The sequence below is a fragment of the Proteocatella sphenisci DSM 23131 genome, assembly GCF_000423525.1.
In the GTDB taxonomy this organism is placed as follows: domain Bacteria; phylum Bacillota; class Clostridia; order Peptostreptococcales; family Filifactoraceae; genus Proteocatella; species Proteocatella sphenisci.
The window spans coordinates 81,641-105,577 of the sequence record NZ_AUID01000008.1 but is presented as its reverse complement, the minus strand read 5'-3'; the positions used below and the strand labels follow the sequence as shown (position 1 = coordinate 105,577).

Here is a 23,937-nt window from a genome sequence, read left to right as displayed (position 1 = left end):
TCTGTAATCTGTTTTTAATAACACTTTGTATATTATAAGCTTTATTCATTCAAAATGCCACAATTTATTTAAAAAACTCTGTTTATAGCATTTATTAGTATCTACCCATTTTGAAGGTAAAATAATTCATTTTCTTCTCCTATTATCTCAAATCCCAATTTTGTATACATATTTTGTGGAGTATCATCTTTATCAGCTATAAGATATATATTTTTTATTCCCTGTTTTAATGCATCTTCAATCATGGATTTTAACATAGTCGTACCTATTCCCTGCCTTTGATATTTACTAAGAACATCAAAATCTTCAATTTTCGCATAATCATTATGGATAAACAGCTCGCATTTCCCTGCCGGACATCCGTCAAAGTATGATACGTAAGCTTCTAGATTATTCTCTTTTGACTCATACATAGCTCTTTTTCTGATTGATTTTTCTATTGCGAAATCTTGTGGAATTCCAGATTCAGTGCTTGATTCTATATCCAGCTCTGATATATTTTTAAATTCTTTATCTGAATCAGCTATTTTAACTGTGCATCTATCATTTACTTTGAACACTGCATCATTTTCAACATTAAACCTCATATAAAGATTGGTCCTTATTTCAAAACCTTTACTTGCAATTTCTGATTTCAGTTCTTCTTTTATATTTATTCCAGGATGAATTAATACTTTTAAAAAATTTTTCTTTCTTATTTTCAATCCATAAATTTCATTTTGTAAAAGTTCAGTAATACTGGATTTACAAGAAGGCTTGATCATAATGCAGTTAAAAGCATACATCCCTGGTAACTCATCATCAAAAAACCTTACATAATCCCCATATTCTTCCTTTAGTGAAAAATTTTGAATATATCTATTTTCTATTTCACGATAATCGTTTATCACTTCAGCTCTCCTTGTTTTTCAATAAAATAATATCTGCCTCGGTTTCTCGTACTTGATCCATACTGGATTGCTTTTTGAGGGCATCTGTTTATGCACGCAAGACACATCACGCATTTACTTCCCCACACGGGCTTACCATCTATTAAAGTGATATTATCTGTTGGACATATCTTTTCACACAGGCCGCATGAGATACATGTGTCATCTACAGAAAAAGGCTTTGTGTTTTTTGCAAACTTGTTAAACAGAAAAGACACCAGATTGGATTTCAAAAATGCATTCGAACCAATTGAAACATCCCATTCGTCTTTTCTTTCTCTCACTTTATTGCTTATTATTTCTATTTTTTGCTTTCCCCTATAAATTTTTTTTGCTATTTCTTCTTCTGTATCTACATCGTATCCTATTATGTAGTTATTGGGCATAACTATTGAATATGCACAGTTGAGCTTTATTTCCTTAGAAAGTTTTTTCATAGATAGCCCTGCCTCGTCCCCGCACGTGCATACCGCGAAACTAAATGCACCCTCTTCTATATTAATATTTTTTATAAAATCCATCAAAAATTCAGGAACAGACCATGCGTAGACAGGGAATACAATACCTATTACTTCTCCCGCACTTATATTTATAGAAATATCTTTTTTGTTGATGTAGTCTGCTATGTTTAGCGTCTGTTCTCCCGTGTTTTTTGCTATATTCTCTGCAACCCATTTTGAATTTCCTGTGCCTGAAAAATAATAAATCATATTTACCTCCATTATTTTTAATATATGTTTAAGTCTTGAATATATAGGGTAAAAAATTAACAAATGTACTTGCACTATAACTGAGAGGAGTATTTATGAGAGTGATAATGGGTATTCAAATAGAAGACCGCGATTCCGATGCCATAAGTGTTCAAGAACTACTAACCAAACATGGCTGCATAATTAAAACCAGACTGGGCCTACATGAAGCTGCCGGAACCATGTGTAGTAGCAAAGGCCTACTTATTCTTGAATTTATCAGTGGCTCTGAAAATGAAGTTTCCCAACTCGAAACAGAGCTTTTGAAACTTAAAAATGTACTTGTTCGAAAAATGGAATTCTAATATCGATTTGCCTTCTTTCCGTTCCTTTTATGTTTACAACGCACATCTTTGTAATCATGAAAGGAATTTTTTTATTATTTTTTAAATAAAGGCTCTGCTATCACAACAGTTTTTTCATCAAAATCGACTTCCGCCTCAAGCCCGTAAGGAATTATGCATCTGGGATAGGCATGTCCAAAGTTCAAATTATACATTACAGGCAAGTTTATATTATCGATTACTTCCCTTATTACATCCTTATATTCTTCATAGTAAGTTTCATCTGCTGGTTTTCCCACCAAAACTGCGCTTATTACTTCAAATATACCGGTGTCTTTGAGTGCAATCAGCTCTTTTTCAAAAACCTCTGGAGATGGTTTTTCTTCACTGGTTTCGAAAAAAAGTATTTTACCTCTCCACTGCTCTAAATCTGGAAAAATCTCGTATTTTTCACAGAGATGTTTTTGATCTTGGTATCTGTTTTTTGTAAGTATATCATAAAAACTCTCCAGGCAGCCCCCAAGCAGCCTTCCATTTACTTTTCCCGATCCTTGTATTATTTCATGGCCTCTTTTTTCAAGATGAGCATGCCTTTTTATTCCTATAGATTTTCCCGAAAAGTCCGTACGTTCTTCATACCAGATATCACTGGATTCTATACTGTATTTTTCTTCATCAGTAAAGTACTTAGAAAAAAAACTTTTTGTATAAGGAAGCATTTCTTCATCAAGTTCTGCAAGATCGCACACAAAGTTTGGCCCATAATACGTAGTTATTCCCATTTTATAAAACATAAGGTGGTTGATCGTCGTATCAGAAAAACCTGTAAAAAGTTTAGGATTTTTCTTTGCATAAGAAATAAACTCAGCATCTTCCATAATATATGGCAAAAGCTTGAAAGTATCATCTCCTCCAATCGCACATATTATACCCTTAATTCGTTCATCATAATAAGCAGCTTTGAGATCTTCGGCCCTTAATTCAGGATGTTCTTTGAGGTACTTCATGCCTTTCAAGGCGTTTGGCATTACTACTGGCTCAAGCCCAAACTCTCTTATCCTTTTGAGCCCAATCTCCAGCTCATGTTTTGCAAACTCTTCTCCAAGCATTCCACTTGAAAGACTTACTATAGCGACAAAATCTCCTTTTTTCAGTGCAGACGGTTTAATCATTAGTTTCCTCCTCGGAATATTCTTCTAAATACTTTGCTTCTTGCTATGATATATACATGTGCGAAGTATTACTAATTAATATAACATATTTATTTGGATAATTATGTTCTGGGTATAATATATATGAGGTGATAGAAATGAAAATAATCGAAAGAGATGAACTGCTCTCTATTATAAGAGCTCCACGAAGCAAAGAAGACCATGCGGCTCTAAGTTTGAGTGATTATTGCATCGAAAATATGCTCCTTGAGGAAATGGATCTTTCTAATATAGATTTTTCGTGGTCAGATATAAAAAATGTCAGTTTTGCAAATTCTACACTTAGAAACTGTAAATTTGACAACGTTCTATTTATTAATACCGATTTTTCCTATTCAGACCTTAGAGGCACTAGCTTTTCGGGTGCAAATCTTCGAAAATGCAGTCTTTATTCATCAGATGCAAGGGGTGTCAACTTTTTTACATCACTTTTAGAGGGTGCAGACCTAAAAGATATAATAACTGATGAAAGTACTCGTTATTTTAGACTTAGATGCCCTGAATCAGGATATTTTATTGGATACAAAAAGTGTTTTAATCAAAGAATGGTAACTCTTCTTATTCCAAAAGACGCAAAACGTTCATCAGCTACTTCTGATACGTGCAGATGCAGTGAAGCCAAAGTTCTAGAAATATCCAATTTGGACAAAACTCAATTTTATAAAGAGGCCTATTCCTACGTGGAAACTGATTTTGTATACAGGCTTGGTGAAATCTCGACAGCAAATAACTACAATGATGACAGATGGTCTGATTCAACTGGTGGGATCCACTTTTATATGACTTGGGAAGAAGCCGCCGGATACATGTAAAGAAATTTTTATTTTTTGTATATCAAAAAAGAATATATAACTGGGATTAGAGATATTACTGTAATAATAATCAATAAAATCCAGGTAGACTGAAAATACGTATTTATAAGGACACATACTCCACCTGCAACCCATAGTTTCCCAGAAAACTTGCTGGTCTTGTCCCAATTTTCTTCACTGTTTAGAGTCCACGGAAGTTTTATACCCACAGTATAATTTTGCTTAATCGACGGCAGATAAATACCTATTATTATAAACAACACTCCTACAAGAACGTTTATCATAAGGCCTATATTTATGTTCAAACCAAGTGCTATTGCGTAAACCGAAAGACACGTTATGATAGATGTTACAGGTATTACAAAGAACACCATAGTCAGCATTTTACTTCCTATGTTTTTCTTTTTGGGATCGTTGAGTGTAACAAATACTGTAAAAATATGAATAGCAAAAAGCATCAGTGGAATTCCAAAAACAGCAAATGCCTTGCTGCTCCAGCCATTAGCGATATTGTTAAATCCCCAGTGCGTTGCGACCTGATCAGGCATTTTATCCCACATAATGATTCCTGCAATCATAGGAATGAGCGCGAGTATACTTGTAATTATTATTATCTTTTTATGTTGTTTCATTCGCCGCCCCTCATCATCAATATAAACAAGCGATAATGAATTGATTATTCTTTATCGCTTGTTCATATAAGTTTTTCGTAAAGTTTAAACCATTTCAAATTATAGGTTTCACCAATTCCAAGGTCAACTGTACCCACATAACGAAAACCATTTTTTTCATAAAGATTTATAGCAGGTATATTACTTTCATATACATCTAGCCTTATAGCTTTCATGTTTTTTTTAATCGCCAAATTATTGATATAGTCCAGTAATCCTTTTCCTAAACCTTGTTTAAAATATTGCGGATGTACTACAAAAGTTTTCAAAACAAATACTTTTTCATAATCAATCTCTATTCCCCACCTGGCTTCTGCATAAGCAGCTTCAGGCTTATGATTTAATATGACCGAACCAACAATTCTGCCTTCTTTTCTTGCCACATAAAGATTTTCTTCAAGTATAGCACTAACAGCCGTTTGGCGTACAGGATAAACCCCCTTCTTCCAGCCCGGATAATTGGTATTATCTGCAAGGTAATCATTTAATTCATCATACATCTTTTCAATTTCATCTATATCTTCTTTTCTGCCTTTTTCTATTTTCACTTTTTCCTCCAAAAAACCTTAAATCAAACCCCTTACTTTTTGCTTATAGCATTAAAAATCCAAAGGAGTGCACAAGCTCCTATAACTGCAACTCCAAAGCTGCGAAGATTAAACCCCGTAACCCCCGGTGCTCCAAGAAAACTCATAATAAAACCGCCGACCCAACTTCCCACTATACCGACTATGATATTTTTCATCATACCCATGTTTTCGTTTTTCTTGCTTATTATGCTTGCAATCCATCCAGCCAGACCACCAAATATAATCCACGATAACCAGTTCATATAATCTCCTTTCTCTTTATATAGCATCATGAAGTAAGTAAATGCTTGTAATATGTCTCTTTCCCTATTACATTATACCCAAAATTTCAATTATTATTGCAAGCTGAATAAAAGATAAAAATAGAAAAACCGTACAACTCCGTTTTATAATGGTCTGTACGGTTTTTCTATTTCTATTCTTCATCTAACTAATCATTTTATCCTAAAGCGACATCTAAAATCATCATTACAGCAAAACCTATCATAGCTCCAATTGTAGCGATATCTGTTTTCGATCCACCTTCTTCTCTTTGAGCTTCTGGAATAAGTTCTTCTATTACTACATATATCATAGCTCCTGCAGCAAAAGAAAGGGCATATGGAAGTATATTTTGCATAGATATGACAGCATAAGCTCCAATAACTCCGGCTATCGGTTCTACAAGCCCCGAAGCCTGGCCATATATAAACGACTTGGTTCGGCTCATTCCCTCTCTTCTAAGAGGAATAGATACAGCAGCACCTTCTGGAAAGTTTTGCAAACCAATACCTATTGTAAGCGCTATTGCTCCAGCGAGCGTTGCCCCGCTCATGCTTCCCGTTGCTGCTGCTCCAAAAGCAACTCCTACAGCCAAACCTTCTGGTATGTTGTGTAGTGTTATGGCTAAAACTAAAAGTACGCTTCTTTGCCATGAAGTTTTGATACCTTCTGCCTGACTAGTATCCAGACCCATGTGGAGATGAGGCAAAAGTTTATCTATCAAATATAAAAATCCACCACCTGCCAAGAAACCCAAACTCGCACTGATCCAAGGGGTTTGTCCAAGCTCTTCTGCCATGGCTATACCTGGCGCAAGAAGAGACCAAAAACTTGCAGCAATCATTACTCCGGCCGCAAAACCAAGCATTCCGTTTAGTACAGTTTTCTTTATACTTTTAAAGAAAAATACCAGTCCTGCACCTAGTGCAGTAACTCCATAAGTGAATAAAGTTCCCATAAGTGCTTGTTGTACTGGCGAAAATTGTGAAAAGAAATTAATCATATGTTTTGTCTCCTTCTTCATTTTATTCTTAATTATATAATACCGCATTATAAATCAAATTGATATATTTTATTCACATAAAAATATGCCCCCTGTTTAGTAAGCAGTTTGATTGTTTAACTGTATACTATAGAGGGAAGCATATTATTGACAATTTTATTTATCTTTCTTATTGTCTTCCTTTTCATCAATGACGTCGTTTATCTTTTTAGCGATTTTTTCTTTGGCATCATCAACTTTTTCCTTTACATCATCAATTTTTTCCTTGACATCCGATTTAGAAGATTGAATTTTACCCTTCAATTCCAGCTCCTCATTATCTGTAACTTTCCCTAATGCTTCTTTAGCTTCACCAACGACCTTATCTTTAGCATTTTCAAGTTTTTCTTTGGCATTTTTTAACATGTCTTTTGAATCTTTCATGATTGCTCCTCCATTCTAATAATATAAAGATTAAACAACCCATACTTATATTATAAGAGCCACGGATCATCTTCGGGTTCTATATAATCACTTTTATTCGTATCTATTTCCACACCAGGGTTTACTGGTTGGGTCGGTGTGTTTAATTCTGGATGCAGATTATTAGCTATCTTCAGATTTTCATGCGAATCTTTTTTAGGCAAATTTAAGTCTACATCGTCAATTGAAATTTTCATTGAATTTGCTACACCTTTACCATATTCAGGATCTGCCTGGTAACAATTATATATATGTCTGTGTTTTATTTGAAGAGTCGAATCTCCCATATTTCTTGCAGTATTATCAAATAAAACTTGCTTTTGATCATCTGTCATAGCCCTAAAAAGAAGCCCTGGTTGTGTATAGTAATCAGAATCATCTTCTCTAAAGTCATATCTATAAACGTCTCCACCTTTTTCTGGCGGGGGATTATTTTCTGGATTGTCTTTCCAGTTTCCATAGCTATTAGGTTCATAATGTATTTCGCTCCCCAAGTTTCCATCTACACGCATTTGACCATCACGATGGAAGCTATGAGGGTTTTCAACTCCCTTAGGCATATTAACGGGTATTTGGCCATGATTGACCCCTAAACGATACCTTTGTGCATCCCCATAAGAAAACAACCGACCTTGCAGCATACGGTCAGGAGAAAAGCTAATCCCAGGAACCACATTTGCAGGGTTAAACGCAGCTTGCTCAATTTGTGCAAAATAATTGTCTGGGTTTTTATTTAATTCAAATTCTCCAACTGGCATAAGAGGAAAATCTTTTTTGAACCACATTTTAGTCAGGTCAAAAGGGTTGTTTTTCATGGCATCTGCTTGCTCTTGAGTCATAACTTGTATATACATCTTCCATTTTGGACACATTTCTTGTTCAATAGCTTGGTAAAGATCCCTTTGGTGAGATTCTCTATCCATACCGACTACCTTTTCCGCTTCTTGATCAGTCAGGTTTTGTATACCCTGCTGAGATCTAAAGTGAAATTTTACCCACACTCGTTCATTTTCACTGCTAATGAGGCTGTAGGCATGAGAACTGAATCCATGCATATGTCTATAAGAAGATGGAATGCCCCTGTCTCCCATTATGATGGTCACTTGTAAAAGTGCCTCTGGTAAAGAAGTCCAAAAATCCCAATTAGTATTTGGGCTCCTCATATTAGTGCGGGGATCTCTCTTAACTGCGTGATTTAAATCTATAAATTTCATAGGATCCCTAAAGAAAAATACAGGTGTATTGTTACCTACCAGATCCCAATTGCCTTCTTCAGTATAAAACTTTAAAGCAAATCCGCGGATATCTCTTTCCGCATCTGCCGCTCCTCTTTCACCAGCAACTGTTGAAAAACGAGCTAACATTTCCGTTTTTTTACCAATTTCAGAAAATATATTAGCTTTCGTGTATTTTGTAATATCATGAGTCACTGTAAAAGTTCCAAATGCTCCTGAACCCTTAGCGTGCATTCTACGCTCTGGTATAACTTCACGATCAAAATGAGCCATCTTTTCCAAAAACCACACGTCTTGTAAGGAAACAGGTCCTCGTTTTCCAGCCGTCATAGTATCTTGATTATCTGTCACTGGGGCTCCTGCTGCTGTCTTTATCTCAGGAGTGTCACCAATATTTTGATTTCTGCTGGGAATAGAATCCCCCAATCCATTTTTTGCCATAGGGTTTTTATTATGACTTTCTTCATGTTGATTTTTCTTTTTATCCATCTTTATTCCTCCATTTAGATTCCTGTAAAAAGATTAAAACAATTCATCAACTTTTTATCATCATACACTAACTATATACCCCTATTTGCTGATTTAATAGATACAGTATTTATTTTTTCCAGTATGTAAAAAAGCGCCATCGTATTTACGATAAGCACTTTAAAATTATAATTTCAATCCTATCGACCCAAACTACTACAAGCTTGTTCATCTACTATAATGGTTAAATCTTTGTGCAATTTCAATATTGATACTGGAAATTCTGTAGTTATAGTCTTTTCACTTAGAAATTTTTCTACAACCTTACTTTTGCCCTTCCCATTTGCAATCCAAATTATTTTTTCAGCTTGCATTATAGTCCCCATCCCCATTGTAATAGCTTTTTTGGGTACATCCTCTATTGAGTCAAAAAATCTCGAGTTTATTTCAATAGTATTTTCGGCTAATTCTACTATTGTTGTTCCAAAACTCAATTGATTTGCAGGTTCATTAAATGCTATATGTCCATTTTGTCCAACTCCTACTATTTGCAAATCAATACCACCAGAATCTTCAATCATCTTATCATAATTTCTACAAAATTCTTCGATATTTTTTCCATCACAATTTGGTATATGAATATTCTTTTTATCTATATTTATATGGTCGAATAACTTGTCATTCATAAAATAGTTAAACGAATTTATATTCTCTTTTGATAACCCTATATATTCATCCAAATTAAAAGTCTTAACCTGTGAAAAATCAATCTCTCCATTTTTATAATATTTTATTAACTCCTTATATACCCCTTCCGGAGTGCTTCCTGTGGCCAAACCCAATGTAGTATCTTTCTTGTGATCCAGCTGTTCTTTAATGGTCTTAGCTGCCTCGGCGCACATTTCCTCATAATCTTTTTTTATAATTAATTTCATTTAACTATTCTCCCCTGTCTATTTCAAAAACATTTTGTAAGGCCTTATTTTTACAATTATACAGTAGCAAAGATGCATCGTCAAATGAATAAAATTCCCTAAAATATGAAGCCAGCAATTAAAGTCACAATCACGATTAATGGTGCTGGAATTTTCTTTGTTAACAATATTATAACCGTAAAAAATGTAATCAAAATATTATCTATTGAAAGCCCACTCTTTTGCATCAAAATTATTGAAGCTACCGCTATTAATCCGCTGGCCACTGCAGTAATTCCTTTTAAAGAAACCCTTATCCCTTTTATTTCCCTTAACCGTTCCCATATTGGATATACAAAGTAAATTAAAAGAAGCCCTGGCAAAAATATTCCAATACCACTTACCATAGCGCCTAAAACTTGAATCAGGGGGCCGCCCTGACGAGCTGCCATTCCACCTGCATAGGCGCTAAAGCTAAACATAGGTCCTGGCAGTCCTTGTACAAGTCCGAATCCAGTCAAAAACTCTTGATTTGTCATGTAGTGATTTACTTCTACTAATTCACTATACATAAGTGGCACTACTACTTGCCCTCCCCCAATAACTAAGTAGCCATAACGATAAAAGCTCTCAAATAGATTAAGAATTCGATTGTCCCATATAAAACTCATGAGTAGGCTAGCTATTGCAAGTACTGAAAATACAATCAAATATATCCAGGGAGGATTTATTTTTATGCTATGCCATAAATTATTTTCCTTAGAGGTTTTAACACTGACTATTCCACCGGTAAGCAGCACTAATGGATAAATCCAAGGCGCCCTGATAAAGTAAGTGATTATTCCTCCAAAAAGGAATAATGCCAAAGCAATTTTACCAGTTACTACTTTTTTTCCTATACGATATGCTGCTACAATAATAAATCCTACTGCCATCGGCCCAATGTAACGGAGCCCATCTTGGGATATGTTCATTTCAACTAAAAATCCACTTAAAAATGAAAGAAGGGTCATCAATATGAGCACAGGTATAGCCCACACTAACATAGTAAGAAATGCTAAAGCTGGTCCTCCAATTTTATACCCAATGGATACAATTGTCTGTGTACTACTTGGTCCAGGCAAAATGGAAGTCAAAGCAATAAGTTCTACAAGATCTTCTTCAGTTAAATATTTTTTCTTTATAACCATTTGATCCGTAAAGACACCGTAGTGAGCTTCTGGTCCCCCATAAGCTCCCAAAGAACAAATAAATACATCTTTTAAAAAAGTTATCCACCCAGCTCTATCCTGATTTTCTAACTTGTTTTTTATTTTCATCATGAAATATCCTTTCTGTTAATTATCTGTTGAAATGAAATATATTTAATGATATACTACTAATTGAAACCGATATCGAGTTTCGTTATGTAGATTGTATATGAGGAGTGATTTAAATGCAAGACAAAATTTTAAGAAAATTATTCTTAGGTTTTATACAAATTCATATTCTCCATCATGCAAAACAAGAACCTTTCTATGGTGCATGGATAATAGAAGAACTTAGCGAACATGGATATGATATGAGTCCAGGAACACTATATCCTATTCTTCATAATATGGAGTCTAGTAAACTTTTGGAAAGTACAGAAAAAACTGTTGAAGGAAGAGTTAGAAAGTATTATTCTATAACAATACCTGGTATTGAGATTTTAAATAAAGCTAGAGAAAAGGCTTATGAGCTATTCAAAGAAATTAAAGACTAATTGTAGTATGAACGCTTGAAATATTAGGCGGTAGACCTTTAACTATAATTCTTTTTATATGGTATGGAGTGTGAAAAATGTGGATGAATATCGATGTAATACTGTTAAAATTATTTTTAGCTCTGGTTTTTTCGGGTCTGATCGGATATGAAAGAGAAATAAATGAAAGTAACGCGGGCCTTAAGACACATATTCTTGTTGCTATTGGTGCAACTTTAGTAGCTTTAATGCAAGTAGAAATCACAGACTATGTAAGAGATCTTGCTTTAGCCAATCCCTCGCGGCCTATTGGTGTTACTTCTGATGCTTCCAGGCTAATAGCTCAGGTTGTCAGTGGTATTGGTTTCTTAGGTGCTGGAACTATAATTGTTACTAAAAGCACTATATCTGGCCTTACTACCGCCGCATCCATTTGGACTGTTGCAAATATTGGACTAGCTATAGGTATGGGGTTTTATTCTATTGGGATACTTGGATTTCTATTTGTAATCTCAACTTTATTTATATTTAAGCGTTTTTTCAATGTTCACAGATCTTATAGTCTTGTCATTAAGTATACAGGAGGATCTTCTACTCTGACCGAAATAACAAATACTTTAAAAGAGTTTTCTTTTAAATATGAAATTTCATCTTATCATAGTGTTTTTTTTGCTGATCATATAATTCAAGAAAATGTCTTTAGAATAAAAAATACTGATAACGACTTTCAAGGTATCCTTTTGAAATTATCAACTACAGAAAATATTGTTAGCGTAGAAAAAAATAACGTGCATAAGTAATTTAAGTTATAATATTATTCTTATTATTGCCACGCTATAATGCAAGTTGCTAATAAGTTTCTATTCCCCTTTCCATGCTTTGAAATATAAGACAAGAAAGACATTGCCATAATTAGTAAGTTTTCTATGTTACAGTATATTCAACTTACTAACTACATTGTACAAGGAGGTAGTAAGTTGAGTTTTATAGACATTACGATAGATAATATAGAAAAAGAGCATATTTGTTGTGCAATTGCTGATAAAAAACATCAGGCTGGTGTAGATGTGAAAAAAGAATGGCTTAAAGAGCGGATTATCCAAGGGCATGTTTTTAGAAAACTAGATGCAAGAGGTAAGGTATTTATTGAATATTCTCCTCTTGAAACAGCTTGGACACCAGTATCAGGAGTTAATTATATGTACATTTATTGTCTATGGGTTTCAGGTAATTTTAAGAAAAATGGACATGGCAAAGAACTTTTAGAATACTGTATAAATGATGCTAAAAGACAAAATAAGTCAGGAATCTGTGTAATAAGCTCCAAGAAAAAGAAACCATTTCTCAGCGATAAGAAATTTATGATTAAACAAGGTTTTAAAACAGTAGATACTATTAATGAAGAATATGAGCTCTTAGCAATGTCCTTTGATGGCACTCATCCTCATTTTACTGATTCCGCAAAAAATCAAAAGATAGAAAACAAAGACCTAACAATATATTATGGATTACAATGTCCTTATATCCCAAACTGTATCAAAGAAATTGAAACATATTGCAAAGCTAATGAAGTCAAACTCAATTTAGTAAAAGTAGATACATTGGAAAAGGCAAAAACTATGCCCTGTGTTTTTAATAATTGGGCGGTATTCTATGATGGAAAGTTTGAAACTGTACATTTATTGAATGTGGGATATCTTAAAAAAATATTGGGTATGGTACAATAAAAAAAGGATTCATGGCTCTATAGGTTATATGATAATAGTTCTAACAAGTTTTGAAAGGAGGGTGTTTATGGATCAAATAGAACGTATAAAACTTATGGAAAGAAATTTAAATGATTCTATTAAAGCTGTCCGTGATCTTCAAGATGCTTTAAATCATTATATTGGTACTTCAGAACAAATAGAAGAAGTATCAGCTTACTATGGAAGCAAAGAGTGGTTTCAAGATTTTGAGGATGACAGAAAACACAAAATACCCAAAGATTTAAATCGTGGCGTCTTATCTGAAGATGGAATTCATACCATGTTAATCGATAATTTTGAATTAAAACAAAAAATCAGGTCTATGCAAATTAAAGATAAAATGGATGAATAATAATTGTTGTTGGTATAACATTTAAAAGTTTATAGAAAGGGGCTGTCGGGAAATAGCTCCATTTCTATATAGTATGTCAAATTATTCTTACTATTCCCACTCGATAAAGTTACTTTTTTTATAATTTGTAACTCAGTTATATCAATGGTTTCATTTTACTGAAAATCATATTTTTTAGTGATTATTTGCATTATATAAGATTTTTAATATCATGGTAATATCACGCTATTCTATTATGCTTTCCAATTTATTTTCAAGTTCTTCAATGCTTGGTAAGGTTCCAACCATGTCTTCAGGTATATCTTCGCACAATTTATATTCACTTACCCCGATAGGTTTGCTGATATCTTTTAATGCGTATTCTGCAACTATCTTGTTCTTCTCTTTGCATAGTATTATCCCTATTGTTGGATTGTCCTCATCGCTTTTTATCAAATCATCTACAGCTGAAAGATAGAAATTTAGTTTTCCGGCATATTCTGGCTTAAATTTTCCAGTCTTAAGTTCAACGACAACGTAGCATCTAAGTTTTAAATTGTAAAATAACAAATCCAGATAATAATCATCTCCACCTACATTCAAATGATACTGGTTCCCTAGAAATGCAAATCCCGATCCCATTTCTAACAAAAGCTGAGTAACCCGCTTTACAAGTTCGGCTTCTATGTCTCTTTCATTCATTTCTTCACGCATTGTTATAAAATCAAATACATATGGATCTTTTAATGTCTCTAATGCCAATTTATTTTGAGGAACAGGAAGTTGGCTCATAAAGTTTGTTGTCTTTTCAACAGTAACCTGCCTGCTGTATAAATCACTTTCTATCTGATGAACCAGAGTATTTCTCGACCAGCCATTTTCGATTGTTTTCAATACATACCATTGTCGCTGCTCATATGATTTGATTTTTTCAATTAAAACCAAGTTATGACCCCATGGTATTTGTGCAACAACCTGTTGCACAAATAGAAAATCTCTATATGTTTCAGCAAAATTCCTCATATATTTTAAATTTCTTGATGAAAAACCTGTCAGATCCGGAAATTCATTTTTTAGTTCTTTTGAAAGTGTTTCAATTATCTTAGCTCCCCAACCTTCTTTATCTTGAGCTTCCAATATCTTACTTCCTATATTCCAATAGAGTAAAATCAGTTCTTTATTTACTGCAAGCAGTGCTCTTTGTTGAGAAGATTTGATCTGAGTTTTTATCTCTATCAGAAATTTATTATAACTTTTATTATTCTCTAGCATATATTTCCCCTCTTATAACCTAAATTTATATTAATTATAACATAATCGGAAATATATTCATTAAAATAATGATATGATATTTTGAACTTGCTTCTCAACATGTTACTTTTGTGCTTACATTCCAGTATTTTGTAAGCACAAACGCAATGAGTTTTTTGTGATATTATAAGTCTATCTGTTTTAGCCTGAAAATCGTAAAATATGTATAATACATAAAACAGCAGATAATCCGTAGACTACCTGCTATTTCTATATAATATATAAATTTTTAACTTATTCCCACTCGACAAAGTTACATTTTTAATAATTTGTAACTCAATTATATCAATGGTTTCATTTTATTAAAAATCATATTTTTTAGTGATTATTTGTATCATACAGGTTTTTTAATATCATGGTAATATCACAAGACAATATAAATACTATTTTACTCTGAAATTTCATCAAAGATTTTTCTTTTGTCTGGAACCCATATAGTACCATCAAGGCCTCCATATCCAATAGTTCTTCTATTCATATAATCAACACCCGTCAAAGCACAAAACGATGAATCAATAATGTCTTCATATTCTTTCAACTGCCATCCTGTATACTTCTTATTAAGGTCAAGTAAGGGTAAAAATTCATCAATATTGATAAGCCTAGTTTTTAAATATATAATCAATTTGTTTAATTGCGTTTTTAATAAATCATCTCTTACTTCTGGTTTTAGATCTTTCCACTCATTATACTTATTTTTCTTACTAACTTTGTACATATATCTATAATCTAAATCTAGATATTCAATAATTGATGCGTGTGGATATACTTCAATTAAAGATTTACCATAACTTTCTTCTCCCACCAGAGACAAAGTATATCCCAATTCCCTTGCTTCTATTACTATATCCAAAGCAAGTTTCCCTGGTCGAATACTATTAGGGCTATGTGTTGCTGCACCTTTTGCTCCATAATATTTAGAAATTTTGCCTTCACTACTCCTTCTACCTGTTATTAGCTCATTAGATAATGGCATGTCAATAGCTATACAATCGAATTCAAAAGATTTTAACGCACCAATAATTTCACCAATTACAAGTTTTGAACCTACCGGCTTTACCTCGACATTATTACAATTTGATATAAACGAACTATATGAACTTGATGCTCGAATAACTTCACATGAATTATCTTCAATTGTTCTTATCAAACATACTCCAGATGGATGATTTTCTGTCCATGCGGCGTCTATTCCTAATACTACCATTCTCTTCTCCATTCAAACTAATTAGTGATTTATTCAACCCTTACATCATATTTCATTCTGCAACATATACGTTTACTGTACATAATCCAATGAAGTTCAGATATCTATAATATTATTGTAATATCATGCTATTCTATTATGCTTTCCAATTTATCTTCAAGTTCTTCAATACTTGGTAAAGTTCCAACCATATCTTCAGGTATATCTTCACACAATTTATATTCACTTACCCCGATAGGTTTGCTGATATCTTTTAATGAGTATTCTGCAACTATCATGTTCTTCTCTTTGCATAGTATTATCCCTATTGTTGAATTGTCCTCATCGTTCTTTATCAAATCATCTACAGCTGAAAGATAGAAATTTAGTTTTCCGGCATATTCTAGCTTAAATTTTCCAGTTTTAAGTTCAATGACAACGTAACATCTAAGTTTTGAATTATAAAATAACAAATCCAGATAATAATCATCTCCACCTACATTCAAATGATACTAATTTCCTAAAAATGCAAATCCCGATCCCATTTCTAATAAAAGCTGAGTAACCCGCTTTACAAGTTCGGCTTCTATGTCTCTTTCATTCATTTCTTCACGCATTGTTATAAAATCAAATACATAATAATTCTTTTTTTTCATCGCTAAACATATGGTCAAAAGCTATTTAACGTTTTTAATGTTTATTAGAATATTGATACTTGTAATTTCCACATGCTTCCTCTGTATTAGACACTCTAAATCTATCACATTTTATAATATTTAACATTTTCTATTAAAAATCTCGGTTCATTTCTAAGTTTGGTAAAGCTGTTAAACAGCTTCTCTTCTGAATATAACCCCAATCATTTTTTTCAATGTTTGCAAATAGATATGCATCTTTTTTAGCCCTTGTTATAGCCACATAGAATATGCTTAATTGTTCCTCAAACTTTGACTTTAAATGACTTGGAAAAGTAAATTCACAATGATAAGCTCCTTGAATTCCACAACCATCTTCCTTACACAATTTACATAATGAATTATTAGTATAAACAGGGAACTGTCCTTGTCTTATTTGTGGAATATAAATATAATCCCATTCAAGGCCTTTTGAACCATGTATGGTTGTGATTACAATATTTTCATTAATTTCATTCATCAATCGCTTAAGGCCGTTATTCGATAAAACAAACATTATTTTACTGTACTTTTCCTCTCTACTAATTGCCAATTTTTTAACACTTTCAAATAGTGCCTTTAACAACCTTAATAACGAATTAAATAATATATTATCATTAGTAATTAATATTTTTTTCATTTCAATATCTGAAATAACTTTATTAACAACACGTTTTGCAATTGATTTACTAGCACCACTTTCAGCAACAAAGCTCTCTAATGCTATTTTATGAAAGCTTAGGTATTCATTATCAGTATCGCTAAATAAACCATTAAAATATTGAGTTCCTTCGGTTTCAAATCGATCAATAATATTTTTAGCACTACTTTTTTTATTAACTAATACAGCAACATCATATCCAAGCATTACCTTATCGCTAATATCCTTATAAATCTTGTCTACCTCTTTTTTCTCGCTAGTATAAAAACCAATATTTATTCTTGCTTTCTCATGAAAACTATCTATGTCGTCATATTGCCTAAAAATCTGTCGTAGGTAATTATCTAATTCAAGCATCTGAGAATTTTCCTTAAATCTATAATTAGTGCTAAACTCCATAGGTATCATTGAGAAATCCTCTTTCATTTTCTGAAACAAATTCGGCATTGCACCTAGAAAATTGTATATCTTCTGAATGTCATCACCCATTAAGTAGACTTTATTATCATCAGATATCAGCGAAGTAATAATATTATAAGATAAACAATTGGTGTCTTGAAATTCGTCTACAATAATGATTGGATAATACTGAATATAAAAATCTCTGATTTTAGGATTTTTAAGTAATTCATATCCTAAAACTAATAATCCATTATATGTAATGACGCTATTTGGAATTAACTTATTCAGCATAATATTTTTATAGTCTTTAAATAATCTTTCAACAGTTTCCAGATCTATTTCATTTACAGCTCTTGAAAAATCAGATATCAATGCTATTTCATTAGTAATTAAATATTCATTTATTAAATTTGCATCTTCGGGAACTATTCTAAAATTTTCAATATTTTTAAGGTTTTCATTTAGTGAATATCCATGTTTAAACAATAGTTTTGTTGAAAAACTATGATAATTTGAAACATCCAATTTTTTATCTAAATTGAAGTTATACACTCCAAGTACATTAGGTAGTGCACTAGCTGTATCCTCCCTAATTTTAGTAGAAGCATTAATACTAAATGTTAATGCTAATATCTTCTTAAAATTCAGATTTAGTGTTGTTGTCATCTCATATGCAATTTTGCTTATCATCGTTTTGGTTTTACCACAACCAGCACTCGCTGTTATTAAAATCCTCTTTTCATCAGACGTAATAAAACTGAGTTGTTCTTCATCATTACCATGCATCTCTTTTAGTTTATCTATCAGTTCTTCTCTATTTATCATAAAGTCCACATATAGCATAATTAATAACGTCCTCAAACGACTGAGGAACAATATCTACATATTTAGCTAATAACGCTCCATTTATAGCATTCTTTAAATTTCTGAGTTCATTAATCTCTCTATCCCTAATTTCCATCATTACATTCACACCTGTCTCCTCAGTAATATTGTATTTTGTCGGATTTTTCATAAAATCGCTTGCTTGAAACCCCTCAATTTTACTTTTTAATATACTTACTAAAAACGAACATTTCCTCACACTAACTAAGTATCTGATATATTTTTTAAAAGTATAATTATCAAACAACTCCTCCTCAAAATCTTCCCCTGAGGTGAACTTAATTTTAGGGTTTCCTGTATAATCAGATTCTTTGTCTTTGTCAAGAATAGCAACTGCATCTATTTTATAAGCATCAAATAGTTTCAAGTATTTTAAAACACCATCAGCCCCATCTAATTTAACAACTCCTACATTTTTTTCATCAAGGTCGTATTTAAGTCTATCAGCAAAAATGGGAATTGCCCCATATTCTGTATCTCCCTCTACAAGAATTACCGACCTTGCAAACATTGCTTCCTTGAAATATACAAAACTCCTCATTAAATGCTTATGAATATCCGGTTCGAATATTAATGAATTACCAGATGTAGCTCCAATATTAGCACCACTTTTATATATACGAGTTATTTGTCTGTAATCATTTAAAATAATGTTTGGTGAATGTGTAGAAATAAATACTTGTCCGTAGAATCCATCAATGTCAAAAAGCTCCTGGATAATCTCAGTAAACGCTTCATTGTGTCCATCAAGTATACTTTGTATACTCTTGATTAAAGCTCTTTGACGAAACGGATGTTGATGAACTTCGGGTTCATCTAATCCAAGTATAATTGGCAGATATCTATATCCCTCATCACATTTAATTAAAAGGCTTTCAAAATCTTCATCCTTCTTTGTCGTCTTCAAATTAACTAATAATTCTAAAATATTTAAAAATATATTGAAAGAATATTGTAAGCCATCTCCTAGTTCTGAAATATTTCTACCGTTACTATCTCCAATCTCCAATAAGCGGTTTATAATGCTTTCATTATCATTAGATAAAAACGCTTCAATCTTTTCACTTGACAAACCATTCAGCTTATCAAATTTACTGTTAACTTCTAATATGACTTCATTTACATCATCTTGTTTTAACAAATCCATTTGCTCAATGTCTTTACTCTCTAAGCTCTTTTTCATTATGTATTTTAATACTTTCCCAGTTCCAATATTATTAGAAAAACTAAGTTCTTTATTAGGTGAGCGTAATGATGAATAATATATGAAATTCAACATCTTGATGTTCTTTAGATTTATATTGCTCCCTGATGCTGTATGACAATACTCAATTCTATCGTCAATATTTTCTTGTCGAGCTGTAATTGTAATAGCATATGTATCATCGATATCAAAAGTATTTTCAAAAAAACCTATTTCTTCAATACTATATCCAATTTTAAAAGTAACTTCAATTGGCTCTCTAATATCAGTAAAATCATTTTCCTCAAACTTTCCAACCTTTATCAATTTTGACATCAACTCAATTAAGTTAGTTTTTCCTATGTTGTTTTCGCCAACCACAAAATTTATTTTTTTATCAAAACTGAAATCTACATTTGATAAATTTCTATAATTACTAATTCCTTTGATTTCTGATATATACATACAACCTCCAATTAGTTTGATAAAAACATCTTTTCCATAAGCTAAATATATCATCATTATAATTAAATATATGGTCAAACCTAATAATTTTTGTTCAATAAATGCTTTCTATGACTTGGAATATTATGAATTATACTTTAAAAAATACCTCGCATCTCTTCAGGAACATACTCACACAATTTATATTCACTTCCCCAAATAGGTTTACTTATATCTTATAATGTATATTCTGCAACTATCTTATTATTTTCTTTAACCTTTGATTTATCGTTCCAAAATACACTTTTGTTATCAATAAATATTTCCTTTTCTCTATTTAATTTTCCATACCTGATTTAATGCTTTAATATCAATACTTTTACATCATCTCTAGCATTTTCAATATCTCTTCTAAATTCCACTTCATCCCTTATAACGCCTAAGTCATATACAACAAACATCTGCCTTTCATAATTCTTACTATAAGCTGTTATATCAGCATTAATCTCTTCTATGATGCGCGATTTTTTTCCATCTCTAAGAAGTTTTACTTCAATACATAAATTTAATTTCGGTACAATAAAATCAGGAATATATTCTTTTCCCGAAAATACAAACTTTCCACACTCTCTATCATAATCAATTCCTTTAATCCAACTTCTTCCTACAAATAAATTTTCAATTGCATTCTGTACCTGTATTTCCCTATCCGGTTTATCAAAAATCACTGCTCTCAATTTTGTTTTTAAAAAATTATCAAGATTTGCAAATGAATCATCTGCAAAATCTGTTTCAACTTCTAAATATGACAAAATAAAACCTATATTTAATAATACAGATTCCACAATTTGACGTTGAATCGGCCATACACTATCTCCCCAACCTGGCATTTGCTCAATATCAAATTTTACAAATGTACTTGAATCAATCTCCAATACATCGGTAGCATTTTTAGCTAACAGATTATATTGAACTGCGTACATTTTAAATGATGAAAATCTTCCAGATTCCATTGTCGAAGTATCATTCAATGTTCTTTCAACAGAATTCTTAAATGTTTTACATTGAAAAATTAGCATTTTAATATGATTATTTTTTTCTATATTCATTTATAGCCTCACTCCTTCTTTTTTCTCTCCATAAGCCACTGCTATTTATTACATACTATTACCACATTTCGATTCTATCATAAAAAAACTATTACATCCCGCTACTCCCCTAACTCAACTTCTTAATTTCTGATCAGCAGCAGAAAACAAGCCCTAATTTTTAACTACATATTTCTTTGGTTTTTCCATCATATAGAATTCTTCCATCAATAAATGCATATCCAGGTGCACTTGTTTCTTTATATCTAATCCCGAATCTATAATAGCATGTGTTATGTATCTGTCTTTGATATCCTCCTCAGATAAGTTCCGCTTCCCCATTAGCCTCATCCTTTCGAACCTGATATATATATTTTATGTATTATTTTTATTATATCATTCCGGTCTGTAAATTTAAAGGTTTACTGACAAATCTTCATTTGAATAAAACATTATAAAAAGCCTGTAATAAGAATTCTCTTGGTTACAGGCTTTCATATCGTTATCTTCTTTTTTGCTTATCCATTAATCTTTTTCTTAAACGCAATATTTCAAGATTCATTTTTATTCCTTTGCAGTCCGCTAATTCATGATCTAGCGCTGACTCTACATATTCTAAGTTCAAATTGCCTTCAATATATTTTAATGCATTCTCAGATTTTAATAATTCTACATTTAGAGCTGCGACGTATCTTTTGAATCGCTCTAATTCATTATCTATATTATTTAAATATAAGTTTATTTCCTGTGAAGTTTTAATACCATACTTACTTATTAATTGATTTTCAATTATATCTATTCTTTCAAACTCCTCCATCAATGATATTTTGTACTTCTTTTTTTCTGCACATTGATAGAATCTCAGCTTTTTATTTACTTCCAAATTTTTATTTATAGAGTCATTGTGTTGTCTAATTTTGCAATTAGCCGATTCCAAAAATATTCTTTCATTCTGAAATTCTCGTATTTCCGATTCCAGATTTTGTTTTTTTTCTTTTATTTCTTCGATTTTCTTTTTTAGATCTAAGTAGGCTTCAATTGACACTTTCTCCATAAATTTCTCCTCTTTTATTCTTTTAGCAAAATATATTATTGACTAAAATAAATATATGCACAGTATACACAAAGCAGTGGAGTTATTGTCAAATTTAAATATACAAGATAATCTACTATTTTGCCTCTTTTCATATAGCTTTTTTGTCTAAGGCTCATTACTTCTTTTTCTGATTTCAGATCAGAAATATATCTTGCGGTAACAGCTTGTAACTCGCTATTTTTATAAAAATACATATTTTCAATATCATTTTGAAACTCATCCAACGATTTCTTTAGATTTATATTTAGTACATCATTACCTTTCAATATCTTCTCTACCGATTTTTTTACGTCTTCTACTGATTCCTTGTTCATCTCCAGTTGTTTTGAAAACTCCGTTTTGAATATCTCGTATTTTTTGTTGTATTCCTCCAGTGACTGTAACACCAGACTGTTCTGGTAACTTATTCCCATAATTTCTGGAACATTCCCTATATCCTTCATTTTCTGCGTATCCTGTGTTGATTCGAGTTCCTCTTTTCTCGCTTGACTGTGATTTTCGTCCTTCAAGCTCAAACTTTCTAAATTCATTTTCTATGTTCTCCTTCCTAAATTTAGGTTCTCTAAATGTCTTTTCCAGATTTGAAAGTCTCACTTTATTATCATCTTCATCTATAAAAGTTACATTCTTCCGATTTTCCTGCCATATTACCTTGTATCCTTGATGTTTTAAATTATCTATAAAATCAGTTTTTCCTTTTGATTCTGCTAACGCTCTCTGAACAGCTAACGCTGTATCTAATACATAACTTTTTATTTTCTCTCCGCTTTCAATTCTTTTAAATAGCATGTATTTCCCTTGGTTAAAGCTCCTGACTTCTTTATTTTTCGTATTCTTTTCAGGCACAGAAAGATCATTATCTATACAAATTCCATCATTTATTGCTTTCATATTATCTAAATCTTTATTTGATAGATGCAGCTTGCTTCCATTTGAAAAATTAACGCTATTTACAATAAAATGATTGTGTATGTGATGTCTGTCATCATGAGTCGCTACATACACCTCAAATCCCTCAAATACTTTATTTGCCCATATCAGTCCTATTTCATGTGCTTGTTTTGGATCAATCTCGTCATGTGCAAAACTCTGTATATAGTGCTTGTATTGTCTTCCATCTTTTTTATCGAATAAATCCTTTGTATTCATCATTTCTTTGAATGCAAATTTTCTGTCATCCGAGCAATCCTTGCCACTTGATAAACATGACTTCTTTTCTACATATTCCAATGCTCGTATTAAGCTCTTCCCTCCTTTAGTGACTTTAATAACACCCATATATTATTCACCTCTATTCTGAGTTTTTCAAATTCCTGAGATTCCACTCTTAATCTCCCCTGATTTACAGCTCTTGCCAGTTGGTTTATATTATTGCCTACAGCTTTGTACTGTATAATGAGTTTTTCAAAATTATCATTAAATTTTCTAAGTTCTTCCGGATCTGACCTTATTATGCCCTGTCTCAAAAATTCACTTTTATTTTTTCCAAATATCTTAGATTTTTCTTCTAAAAGTTCTGTTTCTTTATCATTTAAATAGATCTTTATTTGATTTTGCCGCTTTCGATTTTCTACCATCTTAAGCTCCTTTTGTTTATCTCTTTTATTTTTTTGTAG

Annotated in this window: 27 protein-coding genes and 1 pseudogene; 6 read left to right on the top strand and 22 right to left on the bottom strand. The window is 32.0% G+C overall.

Translation table 11 applies throughout. The annotated features are described in order from the left end of the window. Window positions 1-101 precede the first annotated feature (101 nt). Window positions 102-890 carry a GNAT family N-acetyltransferase gene (locus tag G558_RS0104285; protein WP_028829070.1) on the bottom strand — a complete coding sequence of 263 codons (789 nt, stop codon included), beginning with the start codon at window positions 888-890 and terminating at the stop codon, window positions 102-104. After that, window positions 887-1,639, bottom strand: a complete 753-nt coding sequence (locus tag G558_RS0104280) for an EFR1 family ferrodoxin (protein ID WP_028829069.1) — start codon at window positions 1,637-1,639, stop codon at window positions 887-889. Before G558_RS0104280 ends, G558_RS0104285 begins: the two co-directional genes overlap by 4 nt. A gap of 95 nt (window positions 1,640-1,734) precedes the next feature. Here G558_RS0104280 and G558_RS0104275 point away from each other — a divergent pair, with 95 nt between their 5' ends. Then, window positions 1,735-1,983, top strand: coding sequence for a hypothetical protein (locus G558_RS0104275; RefSeq protein ID WP_028829068.1), 249 nt, complete (start codon window positions 1,735-1,737; stop codon window positions 1,981-1,983). Window positions 1,984-2,057: 74 nt separating this feature from the next. Here G558_RS0104275 and G558_RS0104270 read toward each other — a convergent pair whose 3' ends face one another. Beyond that, window positions 2,058-3,134 (bottom strand): S66 family peptidase, encoded by a 1,077-nt coding sequence (locus tag G558_RS0104270; RefSeq protein ID WP_028829067.1) that lies wholly within the window; start codon window positions 3,132-3,134, stop codon window positions 2,058-2,060. 137 nt (window positions 3,135-3,271) lie between these two features. Between G558_RS0104270 and G558_RS0104265 the strand changes: the two genes are divergently transcribed. Next, entirely contained in the window at window positions 3,272-3,985 is a 714-nt protein-coding gene (locus tag G558_RS0104265) for a pentapeptide repeat-containing protein (protein ID WP_028829066.1), read from the top strand. Between the two features lie 8 nt (window positions 3,986-3,993). On the opposite strand, the gene G558_RS0104260 is transcribed toward G558_RS0104265, so the two are convergent. The 8 genes from G558_RS0104260 to chrA all read right to left on the bottom strand — a co-directional run bounded on the left by G558_RS0104260 (window position 3,994) and on the right by chrA (window position 10,911). Then, window positions 3,994-4,617 carry an SdpI family protein gene (locus G558_RS0104260; protein WP_028829065.1) on the bottom strand — a complete coding sequence of 208 codons (624 nt, stop codon included), beginning with the start codon at window positions 4,615-4,617 and terminating at the stop codon, window positions 3,994-3,996. A 62-nt stretch (window positions 4,618-4,679) separates the two neighbouring features. Beyond that, window positions 4,680-5,204, bottom strand: coding sequence for a GNAT family N-acetyltransferase (locus tag G558_RS0104255; protein ID WP_036931569.1), 525 nt, complete (start codon window positions 5,202-5,204; stop codon window positions 4,680-4,682). Window positions 5,205-5,236: 32 nt separating this feature from the next. Continuing rightward, window positions 5,237-5,488, bottom strand: coding sequence for a GlsB/YeaQ/YmgE family stress response membrane protein (locus tag G558_RS0104250; RefSeq protein ID WP_028829063.1), 252 nt, complete (start codon window positions 5,486-5,488; stop codon window positions 5,237-5,239). A gap of 197 nt (window positions 5,489-5,685) precedes the next feature. Then, entirely contained in the window at window positions 5,686-6,510 is an 825-nt protein-coding gene (locus G558_RS0104245) for a ZIP family metal transporter (protein WP_156888504.1), read from the bottom strand. A 156-nt stretch (window positions 6,511-6,666) separates the two neighbouring features. Then, window positions 6,667-6,933: a CsbD family protein gene (locus G558_RS0104240; RefSeq protein WP_051188458.1), complete on the bottom strand. Its 267-nt coding sequence runs from the start codon at window positions 6,931-6,933 to the stop codon at window positions 6,667-6,669. 50 nt (window positions 6,934-6,983) lie between these two features. Beyond that, complete coding sequence (locus tag G558_RS0104235) at window positions 6,984-8,696, bottom strand: catalase (protein WP_051188457.1); 1,713 nt, start codon at window positions 8,694-8,696, stop codon at window positions 6,984-6,986. 179 nt (window positions 8,697-8,875) lie between these two features. Then, a complete protein-coding gene (nagB, locus tag G558_RS0104230) occupies window positions 8,876-9,610 on the bottom strand; it encodes a glucosamine-6-phosphate deaminase (protein WP_028829059.1) in 735 nt (244 codons plus the stop codon). A gap of 98 nt (window positions 9,611-9,708) precedes the next feature. After that, entirely contained in the window at window positions 9,709-10,911 is a 1,203-nt protein-coding gene (gene chrA / locus G558_RS0104225) for a chromate efflux transporter (RefSeq protein WP_028829058.1), read from the bottom strand. 113 nt (window positions 10,912-11,024) lie between these two features. On the opposite strand from chrA, the gene G558_RS0104220 reads away from it, so the two are divergent. The 4 genes from G558_RS0104220 (at window position 11,025) to G558_RS12350 (ending at window position 13,412) form a co-directional block, all read left to right on the top strand. After that, on the top strand, window positions 11,025-11,333 hold the full coding sequence (locus G558_RS0104220; RefSeq protein WP_028829057.1) for a PadR family transcriptional regulator: 309 nt from the start codon (window positions 11,025-11,027) through the stop codon (window positions 11,331-11,333). 77 nt (window positions 11,334-11,410) lie between these two features. Continuing rightward, entirely contained in the window at window positions 11,411-12,112 is a 702-nt protein-coding gene (locus G558_RS0104215; RefSeq protein WP_028829056.1) for an MgtC/SapB family protein, read from the top strand. Window positions 12,113-12,289: 177 nt separating this feature from the next. Next, window positions 12,290-13,039, top strand: a complete 750-nt coding sequence (locus tag G558_RS0104210; RefSeq protein ID WP_028829055.1) for an N-acetyltransferase — start codon at window positions 12,290-12,292, stop codon at window positions 13,037-13,039. Window positions 13,040-13,106: 67 nt separating this feature from the next. Further along, complete coding sequence (locus tag G558_RS12350) at window positions 13,107-13,412, top strand: DUF4298 domain-containing protein (protein WP_051188455.1); 306 nt, start codon at window positions 13,107-13,109, stop codon at window positions 13,410-13,412. Window positions 13,413-13,637: 225 nt separating this feature from the next. Here the strand turns inward: G558_RS12350 and G558_RS0104200 are convergent, their stop codons facing one another. The 11 genes and pseudogenes from G558_RS0104200 to G558_RS0104145 all read right to left on the bottom strand — a co-directional run bounded on the left by G558_RS0104200 (window position 13,638) and on the right by G558_RS0104145 (window position 23,898). Then, window positions 13,638-14,663 (bottom strand): PDDEXK nuclease domain-containing protein, encoded by a 1,026-nt coding sequence (locus G558_RS0104200; RefSeq protein ID WP_028829054.1) that lies wholly within the window; start codon window positions 14,661-14,663, stop codon window positions 13,638-13,640. Between the two features lie 427 nt (window positions 14,664-15,090). Continuing rightward, window positions 15,091-15,909: a DUF429 domain-containing protein gene (locus G558_RS0104195; RefSeq protein WP_028829053.1), complete on the bottom strand. Its 819-nt coding sequence runs from the start codon at window positions 15,907-15,909 to the stop codon at window positions 15,091-15,093. A gap of 128 nt (window positions 15,910-16,037) precedes the next feature. Then, window positions 16,038-16,544, bottom strand: a pseudogene (locus tag G558_RS12345) (PDDEXK nuclease domain-containing protein). A gap of 133 nt (window positions 16,545-16,677) precedes the next feature. Continuing rightward, window positions 16,678-18,450 (bottom strand): UvrD-helicase domain-containing protein, encoded by a 1,773-nt coding sequence (locus G558_RS0104180; RefSeq protein WP_071604450.1) that lies wholly within the window; start codon window positions 18,448-18,450, stop codon window positions 16,678-16,680. Further along, window positions 18,440-20,158 (bottom strand): ATP-dependent nuclease, encoded by a 1,719-nt coding sequence (locus G558_RS0104175; protein ID WP_028829050.1) that lies wholly within the window; start codon window positions 20,156-20,158, stop codon window positions 18,440-18,442. Before G558_RS0104175 ends, G558_RS0104180 begins: the two co-directional genes overlap by 11 nt. A 335-nt stretch (window positions 20,159-20,493) precedes the next feature. Beyond that, window positions 20,494-21,246: a PD-(D/E)XK nuclease domain-containing protein gene (locus tag G558_RS0104170; protein ID WP_028829049.1), complete on the bottom strand. Its 753-nt coding sequence runs from the start codon at window positions 21,244-21,246 to the stop codon at window positions 20,494-20,496. Between the two features lie 153 nt (window positions 21,247-21,399). Further along, window positions 21,400-21,567, bottom strand: coding sequence for a hypothetical protein (locus G558_RS14155; protein ID WP_207636195.1), 168 nt, complete (start codon window positions 21,565-21,567; stop codon window positions 21,400-21,402). Window positions 21,568-21,727: 160 nt separating this feature from the next. After that, window positions 21,728-22,279: a hypothetical protein gene (locus tag G558_RS0104160; protein ID WP_028829048.1), complete on the bottom strand. Its 552-nt coding sequence runs from the start codon at window positions 22,277-22,279 to the stop codon at window positions 21,728-21,730. Window positions 22,280-22,314: 35 nt separating this feature from the next. Beyond that, window positions 22,315-22,587 (bottom strand): hypothetical protein, encoded by a 273-nt coding sequence (locus G558_RS0104155; RefSeq protein ID WP_028829047.1) that lies wholly within the window; start codon window positions 22,585-22,587, stop codon window positions 22,315-22,317. Further along, window positions 22,577-23,599: a relaxase/mobilization nuclease domain-containing protein gene (locus G558_RS0104150; protein ID WP_071604449.1), complete on the bottom strand. Its 1,023-nt coding sequence runs from the start codon at window positions 23,597-23,599 to the stop codon at window positions 22,577-22,579. The genes G558_RS0104155 and G558_RS0104150 overlap by 11 nt, the downstream gene beginning before the upstream one ends. Further along, the gene (locus G558_RS0104145) at window positions 23,560-23,898 is read right to left on the bottom strand and encodes a plasmid mobilization protein (RefSeq protein ID WP_028829045.1); all 339 of its coding nucleotides are present in this window, start codon (window positions 23,896-23,898) and stop codon (window positions 23,560-23,562) included. The genes G558_RS0104150 and G558_RS0104145 overlap by 40 nt, the downstream gene beginning before the upstream one ends. Window positions 23,899-23,937 lie beyond the last annotated feature (39 nt).

Coding starts and splice junctions, on each gene's coding strand:
- G558_RS0104280 (WP_028829069.1), bottom strand. CDS start 1,639: ATGATTTATTATTTTTCAGGCACAGGAAATTCAAAATGGGTTGCAGAG.
- G558_RS0104275 (WP_028829068.1), top strand. CDS start 1,735: ATGAGAGTGATAATGGGTATTCAAATAGAAGACCGCGATTCCGATGCC.
- G558_RS0104270 (WP_028829067.1), bottom strand. CDS start 3,134: ATGATTAAACCGTCTGCACTGAAAAAAGGAGATTTTGTCGCTATAGTA.
- G558_RS0104265 (WP_028829066.1), top strand. CDS start 3,272: ATGAAAATAATCGAAAGAGATGAACTGCTCTCTATTATAAGAGCTCCA.
- G558_RS0104260 (WP_028829065.1), bottom strand. CDS start 4,617: ATGAAACAACATAAAAAGATAATAATAATTACAAGTATACTCGCGCTC.
- G558_RS0104250 (WP_028829063.1), bottom strand. CDS start 5,488: ATGAACTGGTTATCGTGGATTATATTTGGTGGTCTGGCTGGATGGATT.
- G558_RS0104245 (WP_156888504.1), bottom strand. CDS start 6,510: ATGATTAATTTCTTTTCACAATTTTCGCCAGTACAACAAGCACTTATG.
- G558_RS0104240 (WP_051188458.1), bottom strand. CDS start 6,933: ATGAAAGATTCAAAAGACATGTTAAAAAATGCCAAAGAAAAACTTGAA.
- G558_RS0104235 (WP_051188457.1), bottom strand. CDS start 8,696: ATGGATAAAAAGAAAAATCAACATGAAGAAAGTCATAATAAAAACCCT.
- nagB (WP_028829059.1), bottom strand. CDS start 9,610: ATGAAATTAATTATAAAAAAAGATTATGAGGAAATGTGCGCCGAGGCA.
- chrA (WP_028829058.1), bottom strand. CDS start 10,911: ATGATGAAAATAAAAAACAAGTTAGAAAATCAGGATAGAGCTGGGTGG.
- G558_RS0104220 (WP_028829057.1), top strand. CDS start 11,025: ATGCAAGACAAAATTTTAAGAAAATTATTCTTAGGTTTTATACAAATT.
- G558_RS0104215 (WP_028829056.1), top strand. CDS start 11,411: ATGTGGATGAATATCGATGTAATACTGTTAAAATTATTTTTAGCTCTG.
- G558_RS12350 (WP_051188455.1), top strand. CDS start 13,107: ATGGATCAAATAGAACGTATAAAACTTATGGAAAGAAATTTAAATGAT.
- G558_RS0104200 (WP_028829054.1), bottom strand. CDS start 14,663: ATGCTAGAGAATAATAAAAGTTATAATAAATTTCTGATAGAGATAAAA.
- G558_RS0104195 (WP_028829053.1), bottom strand. CDS start 15,909: ATGGTAGTATTAGGAATAGACGCCGCATGGACAGAAAATCATCCATCT.
- G558_RS0104180 (WP_071604450.1), bottom strand. CDS start 18,450: ATGATAAATAGAGAAGAACTGATAGATAAACTAAAAGAGATGCATGGT.
- G558_RS0104175 (WP_028829050.1), bottom strand. CDS start 20,158: ATGTATATATCAGAAATCAAAGGAATTAGTAATTATAGAAATTTATCA.
- G558_RS0104170 (WP_028829049.1), bottom strand. CDS start 21,246: ATGAATATAGAAAAAAATAATCATATTAAAATGCTAATTTTTCAATGT.
- G558_RS14155 (WP_207636195.1), bottom strand. CDS start 21,567: ATGGGGAAGCGGAACTTATCTGAGGAGGATATCAAAGACAGATACATA.
- G558_RS0104160 (WP_028829048.1), bottom strand. CDS start 22,279: ATGGAGAAAGTGTCAATTGAAGCCTACTTAGATCTAAAAAAGAAAATC.
- G558_RS0104150 (WP_071604449.1), bottom strand. CDS start 23,599: ATGGGTGTTATTAAAGTCACTAAAGGAGGGAAGAGCTTAATACGAGCA.
- G558_RS0104145 (WP_028829045.1), bottom strand. CDS start 23,898: ATGGTAGAAAATCGAAAGCGGCAAAATCAAATAAAGATCTATTTAAAT.